Source organism: Streptomyces himastatinicus ATCC 53653 (assembly GCF_000158915.1).
In the GTDB taxonomy this organism is placed as follows: domain Bacteria; phylum Actinomycetota; class Actinomycetes; order Streptomycetales; family Streptomycetaceae; genus Streptomyces; species Streptomyces himastatinicus.
Map to the genome: position 1 here is coordinate 7,549,000 of NZ_GG657754.1, position 23,360 is coordinate 7,572,359.

Sequence of the window (23,360 nt, forward strand, 5' to 3'; positions counted from 1 at the left end):
TACGCAGCGCGGCCAGATCGCCGGGAGGCGGCGGCCCGCAACAGGGCGCGGGCGGCCGGGTCCGGCGTGCCGCGGGGCGGGAGTTCGAGGATCGCGTACGCCACCTCCTGGTGCGGCGGGGCGGCGCTGGCCAGCATCACGAACCGCGCTCCGGGGAGCCGTGCCGCCACATGGCCCAGGTAGGGGTCCTGCTCGAACTCCTCGGTCAGGAAGTCCATCGGGCCGAGGACACCGCAGAGCAACTGGGCGACGGCGCGACGCCGCGGGTGCCGTATGTCCTGGAGACGATCAGCCCATTCGTCCTTGCCGAACTCGGCCGCCTCCTCCGCCCACTCCTCCTGATCGAGTTCCGTCAGCTCCTCCTCATCGGGGAGTTCTTCGCCGAGGAGGTCGAGCGCCTCGTAGACGGAGGTCGCGACGCCGATGACGGCGAAGGAAGCGCCGTCCTCGTCCTCGTCCCAGTCGTCCTCGTCCGTCTCCTCGGCATCGGCGGGGGCCGGGGCGCCGAAGAGTTCCGCGAGGTCGGCTTCGGTGAAGGTCAGCTCGTCCGGGTCGTACTGCACCACCGCGTAGCGCCCGCCGGTCAGCTCCTCCCGCAGCGCCCCCGACTCGGCCTCCACCAGGCACCGCAACAGCTCATCAACATCCATGGCCGGGATTCTCACAGGTGGGTGTGACACATATTCCGTTGACCGAGGGAGGTTTCGAGGAGGAATGTATCGCCTCGGTCGGGGGGACAACGGCATACGCGGGGGCGGTAAGTGGTGGCTGGTTCGGACATGGCCCGTGACCTGCACGTCAAGGAGACCTCGTCTGATCTGCCGCTGTGGACAGCGGACTTCCGTCTGTTCTTCGCCGCCCGCACCACCTCACTGCTGGGCGACGCGATGCTCCCCGTTGCGATCACGGCCGCCGTGATCCGGGCGGGTTACGGGGCGAGCGGGGTGGGCTACGCGCTCGCCGCGCTCGTAGCCCCGTTCGCAGCGCTGATCATCTTTGGTGGGGTGCTGTCCGACCGCCTCGGCGCCCGGCGACTGATGGTCGTCTCGGACATGGCCCGGCTGTGCTTTCAGGCGGTGCTCGCGCTGTTGTTCCTGCTGGGTACGCCGCAGCTGTGGCAGATCCTGGTGCTGCTGGCCCTGGTCGGGGCAGGTAGCGCGATCTTCCAGCCGGGAGTCGCCAGCATCACCCCGCGTATAGCCCAGGACGTGCAGAAGGCGAACGCCACCCTCCGCATCTCGGAGTCCGTCACCGGCGTGATCGGCCCGTCGCTGGCCGGCCTGCTGCTTGTGGTCTCCTCACCGGCGACGGTGGTCGCCCTCGACGCCTTGACCTATGGGATCAGCGGCGCCTGCCTGTTGCTGCTCCGCTCGGTCCCGATGGGGCCGGACGCACGGGAGGGCGCCTCGTCGTTCCGGTCCGATCTTGTCGAGGGGTGGCGGGAGTTCCGGGCCAGAACCTGGCTGTGGAGTGTCATCGTCGTCTTCATGCTCTGGCAGCTGGCGGGTGCCGGGCCCATCATGACCCTCGGCAACAGCACGCTGGTCACCGACTACGGGGCATCGACGTTCGGCCTGGTCATGTCGTCCCTCGGGGTGGGAAGCGTGGTGGGCGGAATCATCGCGATCAGGCTCCGCCCGCGCTATCCACTCCGGGCCGGCGCCCTCTCCATGACCCTATGGGCGCTCATGCCGTTGGGAGTCGCCCTCGGCCTTCCCGCGCCGCTCGTCGCCGGGTGCTACGCGGTGAGCGGCGTGGGCAGTGCGTTCTGGATCGTCATGTTCCACACGAGCGTGCAGACCCACATCCCGCAGGACGTCCTCGGCAGGGTGCACGCGTACGACGCGGCCGGCTCGCTGGTGATGAAGCCGGTGGGGCAGGCGGTGGCGGGGCCGCTCGCGGTCGTCGCGGGGACGGTGCCGCTGCTGTGGGTGTCCGCGTCCATGGCGCTCGTCGCCTGCGCCCTGCTGCTGATGATCCCGGCCGTGCGCGGCCTGAAGCGCGTGGAGCGCATGGAGCGTTGAGCTGCCCGTGGCAACTGGCCCTAGCAGCTCCCGGGCGCCGCGCCAAGTGGCGCGGCAGCTCTCGATCTTGCAGGCGATTCGCACGGTTTCCTGAGGGATCGCTTGATTGTCCGTGACGGGCGTCACCTCCATGCTGGGCGGTGAATTCCTCAGGGAGGAGCGCCACATGTCCGCGCGAGCGATGGATCCCTTGCTCCAGCCCTTCACGATCAAGAGCCTCACCCTGCGCAACCGGGTGGTCAGCACCTCGCATGAACCGGCCTTCGGGGAAGAGGGGCTGCCCCGGGACCGGTATCGGATGTATCACCTGGAGAAGGCGCGGGGCGGCGTCGGGCTGACGATGATCGGCGGGTCGGCGGTCGTGTCGCCGGACAGCCCGCCGTCGTTCGGCAATCTGCTGCTCTACCGCGACGAGGTGGTGCCGTGGTTCCGCCGGCTGGCCGACGATGTGCACACCGCCGGGGCGGCAGTCATGTGCCAGATCACCCACCTGGGGCGGCGCACCAGCAACTACACCGGCGACTGGCTGCCGGTGCTCTCCGCGTCGCCGCTCAGGGAACCCGCCCACCGCGCGTTTCCCAAGGAGGCCGAGCGATGGGATCTGGACCGCGTCGTACGGGACTACGCGGACGCCGCCGCCCGCTGTGAGGCCGGGGGACTGGACGGGATCGAGATCCAGTCGTACGGACACTTCCTGGACAGTTTCCTGTCCCCGGCGACCAACCACCGGGACGACGAATTCGGCGGCAGCCTCGCGCACCGCATGGCCTTCCCGCGCCGGGTGATCCGCGCGATCCGGTCCGCCGTCGGGCCCGGATTCGTCGTCGGCATCCGCATGATGATGGACGAGGACCGGCCCGGCGGACTGACCCTGGACGACGCGCTGACCGCGCTCCGCGCGTACATCGAGGACGGCATCGACTTCGTCAGCACCATCCGGGGCTCGATCGAGAGCGACGCCTCGCTGGCGAGGGCGATCCCGTCCATGGGCACGCCCTCCGCGCCGTTCCTCGACTTCACCGCCGGGATCAAACGACGGCTCGATGTGCCGGTGATGCACGCGGGCCGCATCGCCGACGTCGCCACCGCGCGGTACGCGGTGCGGGAGGGGCTGCTCGACCTGGTCGGCATGACCCGGGCCCAGATCGCCGATCCCCATCTCGTCGCCAAGGTGGCGGCCGGGGACGAGGACCGCATCCGGCCGTGCGTGGGGGCGAGTTACTGCCTCGACGCGATCTACGACTCCGGGGACACCAAATGCGTCCACAACCCCGCCACGGGGCGGGAGCTGCGGCTGCCGCACACCGTTCCGCCCGCGGCCGAGCGGAAGAAGGCCGTGGTCGTGGGCGCCGGGCCCGCGGGCCTGGAAGCGGCCCGGGTGCTGGGCGAACGCGGCCATGAGGTGGTCGTGTTCGAGGCCGGTGACCGGCCAGGCGGGCAGATACGCATCGCCGCGTCCAACAGCCGCAGGCGGGACCTCCTCGGCATCGTGGACTGGCGCGTCGACGAGTGCAAGGTGCTCGGCGTCGACCTGCGGCTCGGGGCGTTGGCCGAGGCGGCGGACGTCCTCGCGGAACGCCCCGACCTCGTGCTCATCGCCACCGGCGGACTGCCCGACGCCTCCTTCCTCACCGAGGGCGCCGACCTCGTCTCCGACACCTGGGACGTCCTCGGCGGATGCCTGCGCCCCCGCGGACACGTGCTGGTCTACGACGACAACGGCGCCTATCCGGGCCTGGACGCCACCGAGCTGATGGCCCGCAAGGGCCTCGCCATCGAGTACGTGACACCGGAACGCACCCTCGCCCCCGACGTCGGCAGCATGAACTCGCCCGCCTATCTGCGGGCGTTCGCCGAACACGGGGTACGCACCACCCTGGCCCACCGGCTGGTATCCGTACGCCGTACGACGGACGGGCGACTCACGGCGACGCTGCGCAGCGACTACGCGGACACGCAGTCGGAGCGGACCGTGGACCACGTGGTGGTCGAGCACGGGACGCTGCCGCTCGCGGACCTCTACTGGGACCTGCTCCCCGCATCGAGCAACCACGGCCGCGTGGACCACCCCGCCCTGCTGGCCGGAGAGCCGCAGCGGGAGACCGCCAACCCCGAGGGCCGCTACCAGCTGTTCCGCATCGGGGACGCCGTCACCAGCCGCAACATCCACGCCGCGGTGCTCGACGCGCTGCGCCTGTGCCTGCCGATGTGAACCGGCCACCGCACCACCCTATGGAGAGGAGAGCAGCGTGAGCATCGTGACGACTTCGGACAGCACCCAGGACGCGGTGGCGCGACGGGCCGTCGGCCACAGCCTGGAGGGACCCTTCTACACCGACCGGGAGTTCTACGCCCTCGACCTCGCGGCGATCTTCACCCGCCAGTGGCTGTTCGTGGCCGTGGACGCCGAGATCCCCTGGCCGGGCGACTACACCACCGTGGACATCGGGCCGTACCCGGTCATCGTCCTGCGCGACGACGAGGGCAATCCGCGCGCGTTCCACAACGTCTGCCGCCACCGCGGCGCCCGCCTCCTGGAGGATCGGTCCGGGTCGGTCGGCAACCTGGTCTGCGGCTACCACAAATGGACGTACGGAACGGACGGCGCACTCCGGTACGCCCCCTCCCAGCCGGGGGACTTCGACCGCGGGTGCTTCGGCCTCAAGGCGGTGCACGTGCGCAGCGTCGGCGGGCTCCTCTTCGTCTGCCTCGCCGACGACCCCCCGGCCGACTTCGGCGAGGTCGCCGCCCGCATCGAGCCGTATCTCCTGCCGCACCGCCTGCGCGGGGCCAAGGTCGCGGCCCGGACCGACCTCGTCGAGGACGGCAACTGGAAGCTCGTGATGGAGAACAACCGGGAGTGCTACCACTGCGACGGCCACCCCGAGCTGCTGCGCACGTTCTTCCCCACCTACGGCTACGCCGAGGAGGACATCCCCGCCCCGCTGCGCCCGGCGCACGAACGCTATCTGCGGACCGACGCCGAGCTGCGCGCGACGTACGAGAGGCTCGGCCTGCCGTACGCGCTCATCGAGGAACTCGACGGCCGCACCACCGGTTTCCGCATCCAGCGCGACGCGCTCGACCTGGCCGGTGAATCCTTCACCCCGGACGGCACCGCCGCCTGCCGCCGTCTGCTGGGCGATCTGCCCACGCCACGCCTCGGCCACCTCGCCCTGCACCTGCACCCCAACTCCTGGTTCCATGTGCTCGGCGACCACGCGATCACCTTCAGCGCCCTGCCGCTCGCCCCGGACAGGACACTGCTGCGCACCACCTGGCTCGTCCACCCGGACGCCGAGGAGGGCGTCGACTACGACCGGGACACCCTCCTCAAGGTGTGGACGGCGACGAACGAGCAGGACGCGCGCCTCGTCGCCCGCGCCCAGCGGGGCGTCTCCAGCCCGGCCTATGTGCCCGGCCCGTACGCCCCGACGGAGTACCAGGTCGAGGCGTTCTGTAGCTGGTACATCGCCCGGCTGCGCGAGGAGCTGCGGCTGCGCGAGGGGCTGCGGCCATGACAGGCGTGCTGGTGTGCAAGCAGGTCCGCGACGTCACCCGCGACACCAAGACCTTCGCCTTCGAACCGGCCGAGCCCACCCTCTTCCGGCACGACCCGGGCCAGTACCTCACGTTCACCTTCGAGATCGACGGCCAGGAGCTGCACCGCTGCTACACGCTCTCCTCCCCGCCGTCGCGTCCGCACCTCGCCGCGATCACCGTCAAACGCGTGCCCGGCGGCCGGGTGTCGAACTGGCTGCACGACCACCTGACCCCGGGCGACGCGGTGCGCGCCCGGGGCCCGCTCGGCGGGTTCTCGATGGTGCGGCACCCGGCGCCCGCGTACCTCTTCCTGTCCGGCGGCAGCGGGATCACACCGCTGATGTCCATGACCAGGACCCTGTACGACCTGGCGTCCCCGGCGGACGTGGTGTTCGTGCACAGCGCCCGCACCCCCGACGACATCCCCTTCCGGCAGGAACTGGAGCTGATGGCGGCGACCGCGCCACACCTCCGGGTCAGCCATGTCTGCGAGGACGACGGCGAAACGGAACGGTGGGAGGGCCACCGGGGCCGTCTCACCCTCGCCATGCTGCGGCAGACCGTCCCCGACCTCCTCCGCCGCGAGGTGTTCACCTGCGGCCCGCCGGGGTACATGCGGGCGGTCCGCCGGATGCTGGCCGCGGCGGGGCTCCCGGCGGACCGCTGCCACGAGGAGAGCTTCGAGGCACCGGCCCCCACGACAGCCGATGTGGCCACGACCTTCGCGGTCGAACTCGCCCGCAGCGGGCGGACCATCGCGTGCGACGCCGGTACCTCCGTCCTGGAGGCCGCGGCCCGAGCGGGGATCACCCTCCCCTCCTCCTGCGGACAGGGCCTGTGCGGTACGTGTGCGACGACCCTGGAGAAGGGCTCCGTCGACATGCGGCAGAACGGCGGCCTCCGCCCCGGGGACGTGGCACGGAACCAGATCCTCCTGTGCTGCTCAACGCCGTTGGAGGATCTGGTGATCGATGTCTGAGGCGGCCGTGGGATGCGCCGCCGCGTGAGGCAGCGCGCCGACCAGGAAAGTGGCCGTCAGGGCGAGCGCGGTCAGGGCCACTCCGGCCCAGCTGAGCCAGGTCACCGCCGCGGTGAGCGGCATCCAGGCGGTCGCCAGCCCGACGGCGACCGCGGGCGCCCCGGAGCCCCAGTAGAACAGCAGATACAGGGCGGCCCCGATCCCCGCGCGCTGCCCGGGCGGGGTCCGCGCGTCGACCGCTCGCGCGGCGCCGCTGTAGGCGAGCCCGTGCCCGAGACCGGCGAGGACCGTGGAGCCGAGCGTGGCGGGCAGCGAGGCGGCCCCGGTGGACGCGAGCAGCACCAGGCTCCCGGCGAGCGCGGCGAGTCCGTACCGCTGGGCGGCGTACGCGGTGCGGCGCGCACCCGCGAGCTGCGCCAGCAGCGACCACACCAGGACGCTTCCCAGCACCCCGCCGGTCAGGGCCGGATGGTCGCCGTGCGGGGTCTGTTCGAGCAGCGCGGGCAGGAGGGCGAGATAGATGCCGACGACGGCCCAGGCGAGGAACCCGGTCAGCCCGGCGACGAGGAAGAGCGCCCGGAGGGCCGGTGGGATGTGCGGCCGGGTGGGGCGCCACCGCTGCCGTACCCGTTCCGCACCGGTGGTCGCGGGCACGGTCCGGCGCAGCCGGTGCCACACCCAGCCCAGCAGGGCCAGATGCAGTACGTACGGAGTGGTCAGCATGCCGGGGACGTACTCGGCGAGCACGCCCGAGGCCACCGGCCCCAGGGCGGTGCCCGCCGCGAAGGCGAGGCCCGCGAGCAGTGGTCCGGCGACGCGGGCCGTGGGGCCGCGGTGCCGGGCGATGAGCGCTTGGGCCGCTCCGGTCGCCGCGCCCAGGGCCAGCGCGTGGCCGACCCGGCCGGTGAAGAGCCAGAAGGGGCTGTCGGCGAACAGGAAGCAGCACGAGCCCGCGGCGGCGAGCAGCACGCTCAACCGCAGCACCGGCCGGTCGCCGACGAGGTCCGCCGCGGGGCCGCACAGCAGCAGCGCCGGTCCGCTGACCAGCGCGAACGTCGCGAAGAGCAGGGTCATCACCAGGTCGTCGTAGCCGAAGAGACGCTGGTAGTCGGGATAGAGCGGGCTGGGGAGATAGGCGCCCGCCGTCAGCACCACCACCAGCAGTACGGTGGTCCGTACCGCCCGTTCGGCCCGTACCGCCCGTTCAGAAACAACCTGTTGATCAGCCACGTCCGCCAGTGTGGGACCGAGCGGGCGCGAAGAAAATCAAACGGTTCTGGTCCTCACCGTGCAAACTATTTGCATGATTGACTCTCGGCTCCGGATCCTCCAGATGGTCGCCGAGCACGGCACGGTGACCGCCGCGGCGCAGGCGCTGCACTACACGCCGTCCGCCGTCTCCTACCAACTGCGCCAGCTCGCCGCCGAGGTCGGAACGGACCTGGTGGTGCAGCAAGGCCGCGGCATCCGTCTGACGAACGCGGCGCGCATCCTGCTGCGCCACGCGGAGCGCCTCCAGGAACAGTGGGAACGCGCCCGTGCCGAGCTGGCCGCCGCCGGGACCGAGCCCACCGGGCAGGTCACGCTGTGCGGGTTCTCCACCGCGGCCAGCCGTCTGCTGCCGCCCGCCGCGGCCGAGCTGCGCGACGCCCACCCCCACCTCACGGTGCGGATCATCGAGGCCGAACCCGACCGCTGCTACGACCTGTTGCTGTCGGAAGCGGCCGACCTCGCGCTGCTCGTCGTCACCGCCGACTCCCCGCCCATGACCGACCAGCGCTTCGACCAGCGGCCGCTGCTGGACGACCCGCTGGACCTGGTCGTCCCCCGGGACCACCCGCTGACCCGGCGGCAGCGGGTCACGCTGGCCGACGCCGCGCGCGAACCGTGGATCGTGGGCAACCCGGGCACGACGTACCACCAGTTGGTGCTCGCCGCCTGCATGAGCGCGGGCTTCACGCCCCATATCGCCCACCACGCGGACGAGTGGGGCACCGGAACCGCCCTGGTCGCCCATGGCTTCGGCGTCATCCTCGTACCGCGCCTGGCGCAGCTGAGCGAGGAGTCGCTGGTGGCGCGCATCCCGCTGCACGGTGAACCGGCCCCGGCCCGCCGCATCATGGCCGTCACCCGCCTCGGGGCCAGGGAGATACCCGTCCTCACCCGCGCCGTCGAGACGATCACCGACGCCGCCACGCGAGCCCTGTAAGCCGCCACGAAGAGCCCCGTAAAAGCGGCGCACGAAGGGTTGACCGGTGCCAGACCGCCCCTTACTGTCCTCCCACCCTCCTCGGTATATCGATTAACCAATCCGTTAACCGTCCTGGTTGGAGACATCCGTTGTGCGCCCACCCTTGAGTCGGCGCGGCCTTCTCGCCGCCGGGTCCGGACTTGCCGCCGCGACCGCCCTGCCCGCCCTGTCCGGCTGCTCCGCGCTGGCCGCCGAGGATTCCGATCCCCATACGCTCGTGATCCACAGCCAGCTGGGCACCACCGCGCCCGGCTCCCCGACCTATCTCGCCGCCCTGCGGCGCTTCCGGGCGGAGAACCCCGGCCTGAAGGTCAAGAACCTCATCAACGGCGACGATCTCGCCCAGGTCTACGAGACCTCCCGGCTGGCCCGTAAAGAGCCGGACGTCGTCATGGTCAACCTGTACGACAAGACCCTGGCCTGGACGGATGTGGGTGCCACGGTCGACGTCAAGGGCTATCTGGACGACTGGGGGCTGCGGGAGCGCGTCCTGCCGGTGGCGCTGAAGTCCTGGACCGATGGGAAGGGGCGGCTGCGGGCCTTCCCGTACTTCGCCACCAACTGGCCGATCGCCTACAACACGGCGCTCCTGGAGCGGGCCGGTGTCGACGGGATACCCCGCACCGGCGACGCGCTCATCGGCGCCGCGCGGAAGCTGCGCGCCAAGGGCATCGGCCCGGTGACCACGGGCGGCAACGACTGGACCGGGCAGAAGCTGCTGGCGCAGATCATCCAGACCTTCCTCACCGAGGACGAGGCCGAGCACGTCTTCGCCACCGGGGACTTCAGCGGGAGCCGTGGCGCGCGGCAGGGGATCGACTACTTCGTGGAGCTGCGGGACGCCGGTGTCTTCGTCGACAAGGCACAGGGCCTCACCTCGGACTCCATGACCACCCAGTTCAACACCGGGTCCGCGGCCATCGAGTCCGCGATGTCCTCGGCGCTGGCCGAGGTGCCGGAGAAGGTGGCGCGCCGCACCGAGGTGGGCGGCTGGCCGCTCGCGCCCGGAGCGGTCCACGACAAGCCCACGATCCTGCGCACGTACACCCTGATCGGCCTCTGGATCAGCCCGAACGGCGCCAAGAAGATCGAGGCCGTCGAGAAGTTCGTGCGCTTCATGTACCGGCCCGACACCGTGTCGCGGTTCATCAAGGAGAGCGGCCGGGACATGGCCCTGCGGACCGACACCGTCAGCACCGGCTTCCCGCTGGTGGCCGCGGCGCAGCGGCTCGGCGGCCGGGTGAGCCAGGCGCTGCTGCCGGACGTGTACGTCCCGCCCGCCGCGACCCAGCCGCTCATCACCGCGACGAGCACGTCCTTCACCCGCGGGACCGGTGCAGCGAAGGTGCGCGCAGCCCTCGAAGCCGCGTACCGCGGTGCGTGAGGTGCCCCGTATGAGAACTTCATCCGAACCCCCGGGAGTCACCCCATGACGACGCTGACGCCCACCCGGGGCGGGACCGCCCTCCCGCCCCCGGTCCCGTCCCCGTCCGCGGCGCGCCGCAGGCGCGAAGGCGGCACGATCCTCGCCGTACCGGCCCTGGTCTGGTACCTGGTCTTCATGGTCGGCCCGATGGCCGCCATCTTCGTCGTGGCCGCCCTGCACTGGCCGGGGATGCTCCAGCCGGTCACGTTCGCCGGGCTCGGCAACGTCCGTACCGTCCTGGACGATCCGGTGTTCTGGGAGGCGGTGCGCAACACCGCCGTGCAGCTGGCCGTGGCGCTGCCGGTGATGATCACCTGCGCGTACATGCTGGGCTACTACGTGGCGCAGCGGCCACCGGGGCACCGGGTCGTGCGGTATCTGCTGTTCGTTCCGGGGCTGATCTCCACCCCCGCCAAGGCGATGGTGTTCTACGCCGCCCTCTCCCCGGACGGCCTGGCCAACGGGGCGCTCAAGGCGGTGGGCCTGGGGTCGCTGACCGATGCGTGGCTGGCCTCGCCGTCGACGGCGCTGGGCTGTCTGATCGCCCTCGACCTGTGGAGCGGCATCGGGTTCACCGCCGTCCTGTTCGCCGCCCGGCTCTCCAGTGTGCCGGACGAGGTCGGCGAGGCCGCGCAGCTGGACGGTGCCGGGCACTGGCGGACCATGTGGCGCATCCACTTCCCGGTGATCCGCGACTACGTGGGCGTGGTGACCATGCTCCAGTTCCTGTGGACCCTCTTCGGCTCCGCCCAGCACGTCCTGCTGCTCACCCAGGGCGGGCCCGGCGCCTCGTCCACGACGCTCTCCTTCCTCGTCTACCAGAAGGCGTTCATCGCGGCCGACCTCGGCTACAGCCAGACCGTGGGGGTGTTCCTCTTCCTGATCGGGCTCGTGGGGCTCCTGCTCATCCGCCGTTCGTTCCGCCAGACCCACTGATCGGAGCCGCTCACCATGAAGCTCGGCAAGTCCTGGCTGCCCGCTCATGTCCTGGTGTGGACCTATGTCGTGCTGCTGGTCGTCCCGCTGTACTACTTCCTCGCCTCCGCCTTCAAGACCAACGAAGAGATCTTCGGCAGCCCCTTCGCGCCGCCGTCGTCCCTGGACCCGGGCAACTTCTCCACCGCGTTCCAGCGCGCCGACCTGGGGCTCGCGGTCGTCAACTCGGGCCTGGTGACGGCGTGTTCGCTGATCCTCACCCTCGCGCTGGCCATCCCCGCGGCGTTCGCGCTGGCCCGGTCCACCGGGCGGGCGGCCGCGGCGCTGGAGAAGGTGTTCTCGCTCGGTTTCCTCATCCCCACCTTCGCCGCGCTCTTCCCGACCTTCCTGCTGGCCGCGGCGACCGGCCTGTTCCACACGCGCACCTTCATGGTGCTGTTCCTCCCGGCCACCGCGATGCCCCTGTCGGTGGTGATCCTGGTGCAGTTCATGCGGACCGTGCCCGCCGAGATGGAGGAGGCCGCCCGCATCGACGGCGCCTCCACCTTCGCCGTGCTGCGCCACATCTACACGCCGATGTGCCTGCCGGGGATCGCGACCGTACTGCTGCTGAACTTCCTGACCTTCTGGAACGAGTACCTGTACTCGCTCGTCATCATCGGCCCGGACCCCGCACAGCGCACGGTCCAGGTGGCGCTGCCCACCCTCAAGGCGATCACGGGAACCGATTACGGTGTGCTGACCGCGGGGACGATCCTCACCCTCGTACCGGTGTGGATCGTCTACACGGTGCTTCAGAAGCGCATGCAACGGGCGCTCATCAGCGGGGCGGTGAAGATGTGAGCACGGTGCCGACGCAACCCATGGAGAGCGGGCGTGCCCGGCCGACGATCAAGGCCGTCGCCGCCGTCGCGGGCGTGTCGACGGCCGCGGTGTCCCAGGCGTTCAACAACAAGGGGCGGCTCTCCGAAGCCACCCGGCGCCGCATCCTCGACGCCGCCATGGACCTCGGCTGGTCGCCGAGCGCCCCGGCCGCCGCGCTGCGCAGCGCCCGCACCCGTACGCTCGCCCTCGTCGTACGCCGCCCCACCGACGTCCTGGGCGCCGACCCGCACTTCAGCGAGCTGATCACCGGCATCGAGGGCGAGCTGGCGCCGCGCGGATACGGGCTGCTCCTCCACCTCGTCACCGATGTCGACGAGGAGAGCACGCTGTACGAACGCCTCGCCGCGGAGGGCCGCGTCGACGGCGCCGTCCTCACCGACGCGCGCACCGACGACCCCCGCCCCGCGCTGCTGACCCGGCTCGGCCTGCCCGCCGTCATGCTCGGCGCGCCCGACCCCGACGCGGCCGTGCCGGGCGTCGGCCTGGGACACCAGGGCGCGGGCGTGGGGGAGGTGGTCGACCATCTGCTGGGTCTCGGCCACCGGCGCATCGCCTATGTGGCGGGCCCGGCCGAACTCCAGCACACCCGGCTGCGCCGCCGCCGCTTCGAGGACGGCCTGCGCGCCGCGGGCCACCGGCCCTTCGCCGTGCTGCACACGGACTTCTCCGAAGGGGCGGCCATCGCCGCCACCGAGGCCCTGCTGGCCGCCGCGGACCCGCCCACGGCCATCGTGTACGCCAACGACTCCATGGCGGTGTGCGGCATCGGCACCGCCCAGCGCTCCGGGCTGCGGGTCCCGGCCGACGTGTCCGTCGTCGGCTACGACAACCTGCCGATCGGCCGCTGGCTGCATCCGCGCCTGACCACCGTCGACCAGCAGGTGCAGCAGGTCGGCGCGGCCGCCGCGCGGCTGCTCCTGGCCCGCTGCGGCGAGGACGCGGGGGACGCCCGGCTCGACGGGCGGCCCCGTCTCGTAGCCCGCGACTCCACGGGCCCCGCACCCCACTGATCCGCCATGTCCACGCGCGCACTTGCGCCCGTACTCGCGCCCGTACAGCCACACGCGACAGAAGAGAGCCCATGCGACGCCACAGCGCCCAGCTCACCCACCACCCCGCCGTCCTGCCCTGGCTCGGCGCCAACTTCTGGTCCCGCACCGGCGGGCCCCTGATGTGGCGGGACTACGACCCCAAGACGGTCCGCGAGGAACTGGGGGTCCTGCGCGAGCACGGTCTGACCATGACCCGCTCCTTCTTCTACTGGCCCGACTTCCACCCCGCACCCCACCGGGTCGACGAGGAGCTGTGCGTGCGCTTCCGCGACTTCCTGGACGCGCACACCGAGGCGGGGATGGGGACCATCCCGACCTTCATCGTGGGCCATATGTCCGGTGAGAACTGGGATCCGGCCTGGCGCGGCGGCCGCGATCTGTACGAGGACGTGTGGCTGGTCGGCCGCCAGGCGTGGTTCGTGTCGCAGATGACCCGCCGCTTCAAGGACCACCCGGCGGTCACGGGCTGGCTGATCACCAACGAGATGCCCGGCTACGGCCGTGTCTACCAGGTGGACCCGCCCTCCAGCGATGTCGTGACCGCCTGGGCCCAGGCCATGTGCAACGCGGTGCGGGCGGCCGGCGGCACCCAGCCGGTCTCGCTCGGGGACGGCGCGTGGGGCATCGAGGTGACCGGCCGGGACAACGGCTTCTCGCTGCGCGAGACCGCCGAGTACGTCGACTTCGTCGGCCCCCACATCTATCGCTCCGACACCGACCGGGTGCGGCAGCACCACCGCGCCGCCTTCGAATGCGAGCTGGCGGCGGTGACCGGCGCGCCCGTCGTGCTGGAGGAGTTCGGGGTGTCGACCGACACGGTCTCCGCCGAGAACGCCGCCGTGTACTACCGCCAGACGCTGCACAACTCCCTCCTCGGCGGCGCCACCGGCTGGATCGCCTGGAACAACACCGACTACGACGACCTGTGGGACCAGTCCCCGTACGATCACCACCCCTTCGAGATGCACTTCGGCATCACCGACTCCACCGGCGCCCCCAAGACCCCGCTGCTCGAACTCGACTCCTTCGCCGATGTGCTGCGGCGGGTCGACTTCCCGCGGTGCCGCCGCGCGGACACCGGCGCGGCGCTGGTGGTGCCCGCGTTCCTTGAACGCGACTACCCCTACAGCCGCCCCGCCGACCGGCCGCTCATCTTCACCTCGCTCCACCAGGCGTACGCCGCCGCGCGCGCCGCCGACCTGCCGGTGGGCTTCCTCCGCGAGGCGGACGGCCTCGACGGTGACGTCTCGCTCTACCTGCTGCCCTCGACGCGCCAGCTGACCACCCGCACCCGGCGCGCCCTGGAGCGGCGGGCCCGCGACGGCGCCACCGTGTACCTCTCCTTCTGCTCCGGGGAGCACCCGGGCACCCGCGGCCCGTGGTTCGACGGGCTGGACGCGCTGTTCGGGGTGGAACTCCAGCTCTCGTACGGGGTGGCGGAGCCCATTGAGGACGACACCCTGGTCATGACCTTCACCGAGGACATCGGCCCGCTGACCGCCGGGGACACGCTGCGGTTCCCCGTCGCGGGCAACGAGGACTCCCGCGCCTACCTCCCCGTCGTCCCCCGGGGGGCCAGGGTGGTCGCCACCGACGCCCACGGCCGTCCCGCGCTCCTGGTCCACGAGACCGGCCGCGGCCGCACCGTGCTGGCCACGTACCCGCTGGAGCACATGGCGGCGCGCACCGCCCGCGTCAACCCTGAGCAGACCCACCGGCTGTACGCGGCGCTCGCCGAACTCGCCGGTGCGGACCGCGCGGTGACGGTCGACACCCCGTACGTCGGCGCCGATGTGCTGGTGCACGAGGACGGGCGGCGGTTCGTGTGGCTGATCAGCCAGTCGGCGGAGCCGCTGACGGTGCGCCCGGCGGCGGACGGGGAGCTGCGCGACCTCATGACGGGCGAACCGGTCACGGACGTCGGACTGGACGCGTACGGCGTACGGATCCTGGAGCTCGGGGAGGCGGAAGCCGGGGACCGCAACTGACGGACACCCTCACGGCGTCTGTAGAGGACGAGGACCAGAGGCACCGAAGGAGCACACCCCATGGCAACACCCCTGAGCGCCGACAGGCTTCTGAAGGCCCTCCGTGACGAGGGGCTGACCGTCCACGAAGTGCGCGACTGGCGCTCGCACAACCGCAACTCCCAGGGCCCGTGGGGCCCGGTGAACGGCGTCATGATCCACCACACCGCCAGCTCGGGCACCGACAGTTCCGTCGCGCTCTGCTACGACGGCCGCGCGGACCTCCCCGGGCCGCTGTGTCACGGCGTCATCGACAAGAAGGGCGAGATCCACCTCGTCGGCAACGGCCGCGCCAACCACGCGGGGATGGGCGACAACGACGTCCTGAACGCGGTGATCAACGAGACCGAGCTGCCGTCCGACAACGAGGCCGACACGGACGGCAACGCCCGCTTCTACGGCTTCGAATGCGTCAACCTCGGCGACGGCGACGACCCGTGGCCGGAGGAGCAGAAGCTCGCCATCGAGAAGGTGTCCGCCGCCCTCTGCCGCGCCCACGACTGGAGCGAGAAGTCCGTGATCGGCCACCTGGAGTGGCAGCCGGGGAAGAGCGATCCCCGCGGCTTCACGATGGACGGCATGCGCACGCGCATCGGCGAGCGGCTCGGCGCCAAGCCGGAGGGCACCGACGAGACGAAATTGGCGGAGTACGTGCCCTTCCCGGGCGCCGACTTCTTCCGCGACGGCCGGGACAGCGAGATCGTCACGGCCATGGGGAAGCGTCTCGTCGCCGAGGACTGCGACCACTATCAGGAGGGTCCGGGCCCGGAGTGGACGGACGCCGACCAGGAGTCGTACGCGGCGTGGCAGCGGAAGCTGGGCTTCTCCGGTGATGACGCCGACGGCATCCCGGGCGAGGTGAGCTGGGACAAGCTGCGCGTACCGCAGGACTAGCCATCCGGTGATCCGGACCCAAGGGCCTCGCGTTCACGGCGCGAGGCCCTTTCCGGGCTAGTCGAGGCAGAACTCGTTGCCCTCGGGGTCGGCCATCACCAGATGCCCGGTGCCGAGCGGGGGAGCGGGCTCATGGCGCTCCAGCCGGGTGGCGCCGAGGGAGACCAGCCGTTCGGCCTCCGCCTCCAGGGCCGCCATCCGCGCGTCCCCTTCGAGGCCGGGGGCGGCCCGTACGTCGAGGTGCACGCGGTTCTTGGCCCGCTTGCCCTCCGGTACCCGCTGGAAGAACAGCCGCGGCCCGGAACCGTTGGGGCCGAGCAGCGCCGAGGCGTCATTGCGTCTCTCGGGCGGCACGCCCATCGCCTCCAGGGCCTGGTCCCATGAGTCGAAGCCCGCGGGCGGATCCTGCAACCGGTAGCCCATGACCTCGGCCCAGAACGCGGACAGCGCGGCCGGGTCGGCACAGTCGAAGGTGATCTGAACGTCGCGGGCCATGGTCAGCTCGCCTCCTGTCGGGTCCGGTGGGTGTGCAGATACAGATCGCGCAGCAGACATACCTCGGACAGATGGTGGATCATCTCGCGGTTGATGTGCAGCACGAGCGCCGCCATCGGATGGTCGGCGTACGGCCCCTCCGCCGTCCCGCAGGGGCGGGCGAGGCCGGATTCGCCGAGCGACTCCACCCCCTGCTGCCAGGTCGCGTACTCCGCGTCGAGCTGGGCCAGCGCCTCGGCCGCGGTCGCGGCGTACGGATACGACGCGTAGTCGGTGGGCGTACGGCCGAAGTGCGAGGCGTTACGCATCGCCAGCACGCCGACGATCACGTGCCCGAGCCGCCAGGCGATCGTCGGGAACGGCGGCGGGTCGGGCTCCGGCATCGCGAAGTCGATGGTCATCGCGCCGGACCCGGCCTGCACCGGGGCGCTGCCGGTGCCGCGCGGGCGCACGTTCCAGCAGCCGGGCACCGGCTCCCAGAAGTACTCGTCGTCGGTGAGTCCGTCGAGACGGTCGCGCAGCTGGTACGTCCAGTGCCAGCCGATCTGGTCGCGCAGCAGGGGGTTCCACGTCTGGTCGCTCATGAGTGCAGCCTTGCGCAGATAGCGGACAGCTTCCTTCCGTGATTGCTGGAACGATGAGCACATGACCGTAGAGGGGACGACCGAACGGGTGCTGCGGCTGCTGGCGCTGCTCCAGCGCCGGGCGTCGTGGACCGCCGCCGAACTCTCCGCCGAGCTGGGTGTCACCGACCGCTCGGTGCGCCGCGACGTGGAGCGGCTGCGTGCGCTCGGCTACCCCGTCCACGCGGCGCCGGGCGTCGGCGGCGGCTACCAGCTCGGCGCGGGCACCCGGCTGCCGCCGCTGCTCCTCGACGACGAGGAGGCGATCGCGACCGCGGTGTCCCTGCGGCTGGCGTCCGGCGGCACGGTCGCCGGGGCGGGCGAGGCCGCGCTGCGGGCGCTCGCCAAGCTCGACCAGGTGATGCCGCCCCGGCTGCGCGCCGAGGTACGCGCGGTGCACGGCGCCACGGAGACCCTGGTCGGCCCCGGTGTCGAGATCGACGCGGAACTGCTGGTGACCCTCGCCCGGGCCTGCCGCGACGCGGTGCGGGTGCGCTTCCGCTACGCCGCCCGCGGCGGCGACGAGCGTGAGCGCACGGTGGAGCCGGTCCGCATGGTCACCACCGGCCGCCGCTGGTACCTGATGGCCTGGGACACCGACCGCGACGACTGGCGCACCTTCCGCCTGGACCGGATGCGCGAGGCGACGGCCACGACCTGGCGCTTCCGCCCGAGGGAGCACCCCGACCCGGTGGCCTACGTCCAGCAGTCGGTGACCGGGGCGCCGTATCGCTACGTCGCCCGCGTCCGCCTCCACGCCCCGCCCGCCCGCGTACGCGAGCTGGTGCCACCCCAGGTGGGCCGCGTCGAGGACGACGGCGACGGCTGGTGCGTCCTCGTAGCGGGCGGCGACGACCTGGACTGGCTCGCCGTCCACGTGGCCCGCCTGGGCTTCGAGGCGCAGATCCTGGACCCCCCGGAACTACGCGAGGCCGCCACCCGCCTGGCCCACCGCATAGCGGCCATGGCCACCCCCGACTGACGACCCCACCCCGCGGGTTCGCCCCACGCCCGCGTTGCCCCCGTGCCGGGTGCGTCCGGGCCGACCCCTGCCGGGACGCGGCCGCGCCGCTGCCTGCCGGGGCGTGTCCGGGTCGCCCCACCAGGTGCGGCTGGGCTGCGTTCTTGGCGGGATATGGCCGTCCCGCCCGCGTCGGCCGGGCGTGGCTGAGCCGACCCGCGCGGGGGTCTGCTGGCGGCCCCCTGCCAGGGTGCGGCCGGGCAGCCTGCCCGTACCCCGCCATCGGGTGGCGTGACCACGGAGGGCCGCCGGATTCTCGTGGTGCGGCTCCCCGGCCCCAGCCCCCGGTCCCGGGAGTCGCGGACCGGGGGCCGAAAAATGCGGTGCCGGCGCGAGGTGGCTGCGTTATCGTGATCGGGTCCTGTTGTCTCCGATAGAGGTGGACGTTGCGCATCTGAGGTTCGCGATCATCGCGCGGTACGGCGTTGCCGTACGCGTGGATGCGACCTCGGTGCATGAGCCGTCCCTCGCTCCGACAGGCCCCGCACCCCATCCGCCCCTCCCGGCCCGGCCGCCGCGTGGTGCTCGCATACGACGCCCTTGTCCCAGCGCTGACGACTGCGAGAATCACCATGACCGATACCACCACGCCCGGCGCCGCCGTGACCTGCTCCAACCTCTCCTTCCAGTGGCCCGACGGCACCACGCTCTTCGACGGACTCTCCCTCACCGTCGGCCGGGGCCGCACCGGGCTCGTCGGCACCAACGGCACCGGAAAATCCACCCTGTTGCGGCTGCTGGCCGGTCAACTGCGCCCCGCCCGTGGGTCGGTGACCATCGGCGGGAGCCTCGCCTATCTGCCACAGAACATCACCCTCGACACCGCCCTCCGCGTCGACCGGGCACTGGGCATCGCCGAGCGGCGCGCCGCGCTGCGGGCCATCGAGGCCGGGGACGTGAGCACGGAACACTTCGAGACGGTCGGCGACGACTGGGACGTCGAGGAACGGGCGCTGGCCACACTCGGCTCGCTCGGCCTCGGCGGTCTCGAACTCGACCGCACCGTGGGCGAGATGTCCGGCGGGGAGACCGTACTGCTGCGGCTGGCCGCGCTGCTGCTGGAACGCCCCGATGTGCTGCTGCTCGACGAGCCGACCAACAACCTCGACCTGTTCGCGCGGCGCAGGCTGTACGAGGCCGTCGACTCCTGGCGCTCCGGAGTGCTGATCGTCGTCAGCCACGACCGCGACCTGCTGGAGCGGGTCGACCGCATCGCCGAGCTGCGGTCCGGGGAGGTGAACTGGTACGGGGGCGGCTGGTCCGCGTACCAGGAGGCCCTGGCCGTCCAGCAGGAGGCGGCCGGGAGGGCGCTGCGGGTCGCCGAGGCGGACGTCCGCAAACAGCGGCGCGAGATGGAGGAGAACCAGATCAAACTGGCCCGCCGGGAGCGGCGCGGCAAGAAGATGGAGGCCGAGCGGCGGGTCCCGCGCATCGTCGCGGGCAACCGCAAACGCGCCGCCCAGGAGTCGGCGGCCGGGCTCCGCGGGGTGCACGAGGACCGGCTGCGGGAGGCGCGCGAGCGGCGCGAGGAGGCCGCGGAGGCGGTCCGCGAGGACGCCGAGATCCGGGTGGACCTGCCCCACACCGCCGTCCCCACGGGCCGTACCGTGCTGAGCCTGAGCGCACTGCGACCCCGCCACGGGCGGCTGCGCGGCGGTGACCTCCAGGTGCACGGCCCCGAACGCATCGCGCTGGTCGGCCGTAACGGGGCAGGAAAGACGACCCTCCTGCGCACCCTCGCCGGGGAACTGGCCCCGCTGTCGGGGGAGGCCAGGGCGTTCGTACCGCTGCGGTTCCTGCCACAGCGCCTGGACGTACTGGACGACGAGCTGAGCGTCGCGGCGAACGTGTCCCGCCGGGCACCCGGCGTCAGCGACAACCACATCCGCTCCCAGCTCGCCCGGTTCCTGTTCAAGGGGGCGCGCGCCGAACAGCCCGCGGGCACCCTCTCCGGCGGTGAGCGCTTCCGGGCCGCCCTCGCGGCCACCATGCTCGCCGCCCCGGCCCCGCAGCTGCTGATGCTGGACGAGCCCACCAACAACCTCGACCTGGCCAGCGTGCGCCAGCTGACCGGCGCGCTCGCCTCGTACCGGGGCGCGCTGCTGATCGCCGGTCACGACCTGCCGTTCCTCGAATCGGTCGGCATCACGCGCTGGCTGTTCGTCGGCGAGGAGCTGCGGGAGACGTCCGCCGAGGAGGTGATCGCGCTGCTGGAAGCAGGGGAGACAGGGGAAGCCTGACGCTTACGTGCCCTCGTTGCCGCGCAGCTCCTCCACCGCGGTACGGGCAGCGGCGCCGATGACCGCGTCCGCGCGCGGCAACCGGTTGTCGGCGCGCGCCGCCTGGGTGAACACCACGGCGGTGTACGCGCTGCCGTCGGCGAGTTCGACCACCCCGGCCTCGTGGCGCATCGACCCGAACGTCCCGGTCTTCCCCGACACCGTCACATCGTCGTACGGAAACCCGGAGGCGAGCCGGTGCGTCCACGGCTGCCTGCCCATGGCCTCGCGCATGAACGCGCAGGCCTCGGCGGAGGCCGCCCGGCCGGTCCAGATGGCCCGCAGCAGCCGGGCCATGTCCGCGGGCGTGGCGGAGGACTTGAGGACGGGGCCGTAGACGGCGAGGGGAACGGTCGAGTCGTTGTCCGAAAGGCGCCGCATCGCCGCGCCCAGCGACTCGGCCCCGGTCTCCGCCATCAGCTGCGCGAACGTCGTGGCCACACCGCCGTGGATGCGGGTGTCCGGCATGCCGAGGTCCCGGCACACCTCGTCGACCGCCGGGGTGCCGACCCGGCGCAGCAGCACGTCGGCGGCGGTGTTGTCGGACACGCTCATCATGAGGGCGACCAGGTCGCGCAGGGAGACGGTGATGTCGTCGCGCAGGATGGAGATGCCGGTGGGGCCGGGTATCCGGTCCGACGGGCCGAGCGTCATCCGCTCGCACGGATCGAGCGTCCCGGCGTCCACGAGGCGCCAGAACGCGACCATCAGCGGCACCTTGTAGACGGAGCCCACCGGGACCGGTTCGTCGGGATCGATCGCCACGCACGCCTCGGGGCGGCGCAGATCGGCCACATGCAGCCAGCCGCGGACCCCGGCGTCGGCGAACAGGCCGCGGATCGTGCGCCGCGCCCGGGCCTCCCACCCCTGGGCCCCGCTCATCGCGCCGCCCGTGCCGCTGCCACGTCGAGGGACGATGCCACGTCGAGGGACGCCGCCTGCAACGACAGGGCCTCCACCAGCAACCGCGCCGTCCGCTCGGTCTCCTCGCCGTCCGGATGGCGGGAGTCCCACACCACCCGCAGTCGCAGGGGCAGCGGCGGGTCGACGGTCCGGGTGCGCTCGATGCCGTCGGCGGTCAGCGTGTGGTCGGCCGTGACCAGCACCGCCTGACCCGCCGCCACCAGGGCGAGTCCGGCGCGTTCGTCGGAGACCGTGACGGTCTCCACGCGCCGCCCGCGGCTGGCCAGGGTGTCGACGAACAGGTCGTACGCCGCCGGAGCCTCCTCCCGCGGGCGTACGGCGACGGGCAGCCCGCGTGTTCCCGCGGGTGCGTCGCGGCCATCGGGGCCATCGGGGTCGTCGGGGTCGTCGGCGGGTGAGAGCAGCCAGGTGGGGAAGAGCACCACCCGCCCGGCCGCCAGCCCGTGCAGCACCGCCGGATGCTGCACCACCGCGATGTCGAGCCGCCCCGCCGCCGTCTCGGACAGCAGCGTGGCGGTCGGCGCCGTCACCACCGCGAGCCGGCCGCGCTCCCCGGCCCGGACCGGCGCGGAGGCCACCGCCGCCGCGACCCGCGGCGGCACCTCGGGGGCCAGCCCGAGCCGCAGCCGCCGCCCGTCGGCCCGTTCGCGGGCCCCGGCCTCCCGCAGCTCGGCCAGCGCGGCGAGCGCGCGCCGGGCGTGCGGCAGCAGCAGGGCGCCCTCGTCGGTGAGGGCTACGCCCCGGGTGCGGTCGAAGAGGCGTACGCCCAGCAGCGCTTCCAGACGGCGAAGCCCCTGCGACAGCGGTGGCTGGGTGATGCCCACGCGCTGCGCGGCGGCGCCGAAGTGCTGCTCCTCCGCCAGCGCGACAAAGATTTCCACGTGCCGTTCGGTCAGCAACGAGCCCCCCCTGACATGCCCGGATATCCAAATGGAATCACGCGGAAGTCGAGAGTGTATTCGACATGGCGAACGGCCGCGGTCTTCACTGACGGCGTGCGACTCCGGCACGACTCCGGTCACACCACGACCGTCACATCACGAGAAAAGAGGACCGCCCGTGCAGCACATCACCACACGTCACCCCGCCCCGTCCCGCCGCCGTGTGCTGGCCCTGGGCGCCGGTACGGCCCTGGCCACCCTGGTGGCCGTACCGGGCACCGCGTCAGCCGCGTCCGGAGCGTCCGGAGCGTCCGGGGCGGACGTCACCCGGCAACTGCGGGCCCTGGAGGAGGAGTACGCGGCCCGGCTGGGCGTGTTCGCGTTCGACCCGGCGACCGGGGCGACGGTGGCGTATCGCGCCGAGGAGCGCTTCCCGATGTGCTCCGTGTTCAAGGCGCTCGCCGCCGCGGCGGTCCTGCGCGACCTCGACCGTGACGGCGAATTCCTCGCCAAGCGCGTCCACTACACCGAGGAGTTCGTCCGGAAGGCGGGCTACGCCCCCGTCACGGGCAAGCCGGAGAACATCGCGGGCGGGCTGACCGTCGAGCAGCTGTGCGCCGCCGCCGTCAGCGAGAGCGACAACGCCGCCGGGAACCTGCTGCTCCACGACCTGGGCGGGCCGACCGCGATCACCCGCTTCTGCCGTTCCCTCGGCGACGGGACGACCCGGCTCGACCGCTGGGAGCCGGAGCTGAACACGGCCGAGCCCTGGCGGGACACGGACACCACCAGCCCCGGCGCCATCGGGAAGACGTTCGCCCGCCTCGTCCTCGGCCGCGCCCTCACCCCCGAGGACCGCAAGCGGCTGACCGGGTGGCTGGTGGCGAACACCACCAACATCGAACGGTTCCGCAAGGGCCTGCCCGCCGACTGGATCCTGGCGGACAAGACGGGCGGCGGCACCCAGTACGGGGTGGCCAACGACGTGGGCGTCGTCTGGCCGCCGGAGCGCACCCCGCTGGTGCTGTCGGTGCTCTCCACCAAGTACGACCCCCAGGGCCCGACGGACAACCCCCTGGTGGCCCGGGCCGCCGCCCTGGTGGCGGACGCGCTGGTCTGA

General features: G+C 72.2%; 20 protein-coding genes. 14 read left to right on the forward strand and 6 right to left on the reverse strand.

Annotation, left to right across the window (positions count from 1 at the left end):
- A partial coding sequence (locus SSOG_RS54135; protein ID WP_039939181.1) for a hypothetical protein occupies nt 1-650 on the reverse strand: 650 nt, incomplete at its 3' end.
- A 129-nt stretch (nt 651-779) separates the two neighbouring features.
- Between SSOG_RS54135 and SSOG_RS32010 the strand changes: the two genes are divergently transcribed.
- The 4 genes from SSOG_RS32010 (at nt 780) to SSOG_RS32025 (ending at nt 6,546) form a co-directional block, all read left to right on the forward strand.
- Nucleotides 780-2,024, forward strand: coding sequence for an MFS transporter (locus SSOG_RS32010; protein ID WP_039939183.1), 1,245 nt, complete (start codon nt 780-782; stop codon nt 2,022-2,024).
- Nucleotides 2,025-2,190: 166 nt separating this feature from the next.
- The gene (locus SSOG_RS32015) at nt 2,191-4,236 is read left to right on the forward strand and encodes an NADH:flavin oxidoreductase (protein ID WP_009718413.1); all 2,046 of its coding nucleotides are present in this window, start codon (nt 2,191-2,193) and stop codon (nt 4,234-4,236) included.
- A gap of 37 nt (nt 4,237-4,273) precedes the next feature.
- Nucleotides 4,274-5,545, forward strand: a complete 1,272-nt coding sequence (locus tag SSOG_RS32020) for an aromatic ring-hydroxylating oxygenase subunit alpha (protein ID WP_009718414.1) — start codon at nt 4,274-4,276, stop codon at nt 5,543-5,545.
- The gene (locus tag SSOG_RS32025; protein WP_009718415.1) at nt 5,542-6,546 is read left to right on the forward strand and encodes an FAD-binding oxidoreductase; all 1,005 of its coding nucleotides are present in this window, start codon (nt 5,542-5,544) and stop codon (nt 6,544-6,546) included. The genes SSOG_RS32020 and SSOG_RS32025 overlap by 4 nt, the downstream gene beginning before the upstream one ends.
- Here SSOG_RS32025 and SSOG_RS32030 read toward each other — a convergent pair.
- Nucleotides 6,511-7,776 carry an MFS transporter gene (locus SSOG_RS32030; protein WP_009718416.1) on the reverse strand — a complete coding sequence of 422 codons (1,266 nt, stop codon included), beginning with the start codon at nt 7,774-7,776 and terminating at the stop codon, nt 6,511-6,513. The two genes, SSOG_RS32025 and SSOG_RS32030, sit on opposite strands and share 36 nt — an antisense overlap.
- A gap of 73 nt (nt 7,777-7,849) precedes the next feature.
- Here SSOG_RS32030 and SSOG_RS32035 point away from each other — a divergent pair, with 73 nt between their 5' ends.
- The 7 genes from SSOG_RS32035 (at nt 7,850) to SSOG_RS32065 (ending at nt 16,017) form a co-directional block, all read left to right on the forward strand.
- A complete protein-coding gene (locus tag SSOG_RS32035) occupies nt 7,850-8,755 on the forward strand; it encodes a LysR family transcriptional regulator (RefSeq protein ID WP_039939184.1) in 906 nt (301 codons plus the stop codon).
- A 133-nt stretch (nt 8,756-8,888) separates the two neighbouring features.
- Complete coding sequence (locus SSOG_RS32040) at nt 8,889-10,181, forward strand: ABC transporter substrate-binding protein (protein WP_009718418.1); 1,293 nt, start codon at nt 8,889-8,891, stop codon at nt 10,179-10,181.
- Nucleotides 10,182-10,226: 45 nt separating this feature from the next.
- The gene (locus tag SSOG_RS32045; RefSeq protein ID WP_009718419.1) at nt 10,227-11,159 is read left to right on the forward strand and encodes a carbohydrate ABC transporter permease; all 933 of its coding nucleotides are present in this window, start codon (nt 10,227-10,229) and stop codon (nt 11,157-11,159) included.
- A 15-nt stretch (nt 11,160-11,174) separates the two neighbouring features.
- Nucleotides 11,175-12,002 carry a carbohydrate ABC transporter permease gene (locus SSOG_RS32050; RefSeq protein WP_009718420.1) on the forward strand — a complete coding sequence of 276 codons (828 nt, stop codon included), beginning with the start codon at nt 11,175-11,177 and terminating at the stop codon, nt 12,000-12,002.
- A gap of 20 nt (nt 12,003-12,022) precedes the next feature.
- Complete coding sequence (locus SSOG_RS32055; RefSeq protein WP_039939187.1) at nt 12,023-13,054, forward strand: LacI family DNA-binding transcriptional regulator; 1,032 nt, start codon at nt 12,023-12,025, stop codon at nt 13,052-13,054.
- Between the two features lie 71 nt (nt 13,055-13,125).
- Nucleotides 13,126-15,084 carry a cellulase family glycosylhydrolase gene (locus SSOG_RS32060; protein ID WP_009718422.1) on the forward strand — a complete coding sequence of 653 codons (1,959 nt, stop codon included), beginning with the start codon at nt 13,126-13,128 and terminating at the stop codon, nt 15,082-15,084.
- Between the two features lie 60 nt (nt 15,085-15,144).
- Nucleotides 15,145-16,017 (forward strand): peptidoglycan-binding protein, encoded by an 873-nt coding sequence (locus SSOG_RS32065; protein ID WP_039939189.1) that lies wholly within the window; start codon nt 15,145-15,147, stop codon nt 16,015-16,017.
- 57 nt (nt 16,018-16,074) lie between these two features.
- Here the strand turns inward: SSOG_RS32065 and SSOG_RS32070 are convergent, their stop codons facing one another.
- Together SSOG_RS32070 and SSOG_RS32075 are read right to left on the reverse strand one after the other, a co-directional pair.
- On the reverse strand, nt 16,075-16,512 hold the full coding sequence (locus SSOG_RS32070; protein WP_009718424.1) for a VOC family protein: 438 nt from the start codon (nt 16,510-16,512) through the stop codon (nt 16,075-16,077).
- A gap of 2 nt (nt 16,513-16,514) precedes the next feature.
- Nucleotides 16,515-17,096 carry a DinB family protein gene (locus SSOG_RS32075; protein ID WP_039939190.1) on the reverse strand — a complete coding sequence of 194 codons (582 nt, stop codon included), beginning with the start codon at nt 17,094-17,096 and terminating at the stop codon, nt 16,515-16,517.
- A 61-nt stretch (nt 17,097-17,157) separates the two neighbouring features.
- On the opposite strand from SSOG_RS32075, the gene SSOG_RS32080 reads away from it, so the two are divergent.
- Together SSOG_RS32080 and SSOG_RS32085 are read left to right on the forward strand one after the other, a co-directional pair.
- Nucleotides 17,158-18,117, forward strand: a complete 960-nt coding sequence (locus SSOG_RS32080) for a helix-turn-helix transcriptional regulator (RefSeq protein WP_039939192.1) — start codon at nt 17,158-17,160, stop codon at nt 18,115-18,117.
- A 611-nt stretch (nt 18,118-18,728) separates the two neighbouring features.
- Nucleotides 18,729-20,396 carry an ATP-binding cassette domain-containing protein gene (locus SSOG_RS32085; protein WP_009718427.1) on the forward strand — a complete coding sequence of 556 codons (1,668 nt, stop codon included), beginning with the start codon at nt 18,729-18,731 and terminating at the stop codon, nt 20,394-20,396.
- Nucleotides 20,397-20,399: 3 nt separating this feature from the next.
- Here SSOG_RS32085 and SSOG_RS32090 read toward each other — a convergent pair whose 3' ends face one another.
- Both SSOG_RS32090 and SSOG_RS49230 read right to left on the reverse strand, forming a co-directional pair.
- Nucleotides 20,400-21,317 (reverse strand): serine hydrolase, encoded by a 918-nt coding sequence (locus SSOG_RS32090; protein WP_050800036.1) that lies wholly within the window; start codon nt 21,315-21,317, stop codon nt 20,400-20,402.
- The gene (locus SSOG_RS49230; RefSeq protein WP_245606423.1) at nt 21,314-22,240 is read right to left on the reverse strand and encodes a LysR family transcriptional regulator; all 927 of its coding nucleotides are present in this window, start codon (nt 22,238-22,240) and stop codon (nt 21,314-21,316) included. Before SSOG_RS49230 ends, SSOG_RS32090 begins: the two co-directional genes overlap by 4 nt.
- Nucleotides 22,241-22,418: 178 nt before the next feature.
- Here SSOG_RS49230 and bla point away from each other — a divergent pair, with 178 nt between their 5' ends.
- Nucleotides 22,419-23,360: a class A beta-lactamase gene (gene bla, locus SSOG_RS32100; RefSeq protein ID WP_009718429.1), complete on the forward strand. Its 942-nt coding sequence runs from the start codon at nt 22,419-22,421 to the stop codon at nt 23,358-23,360.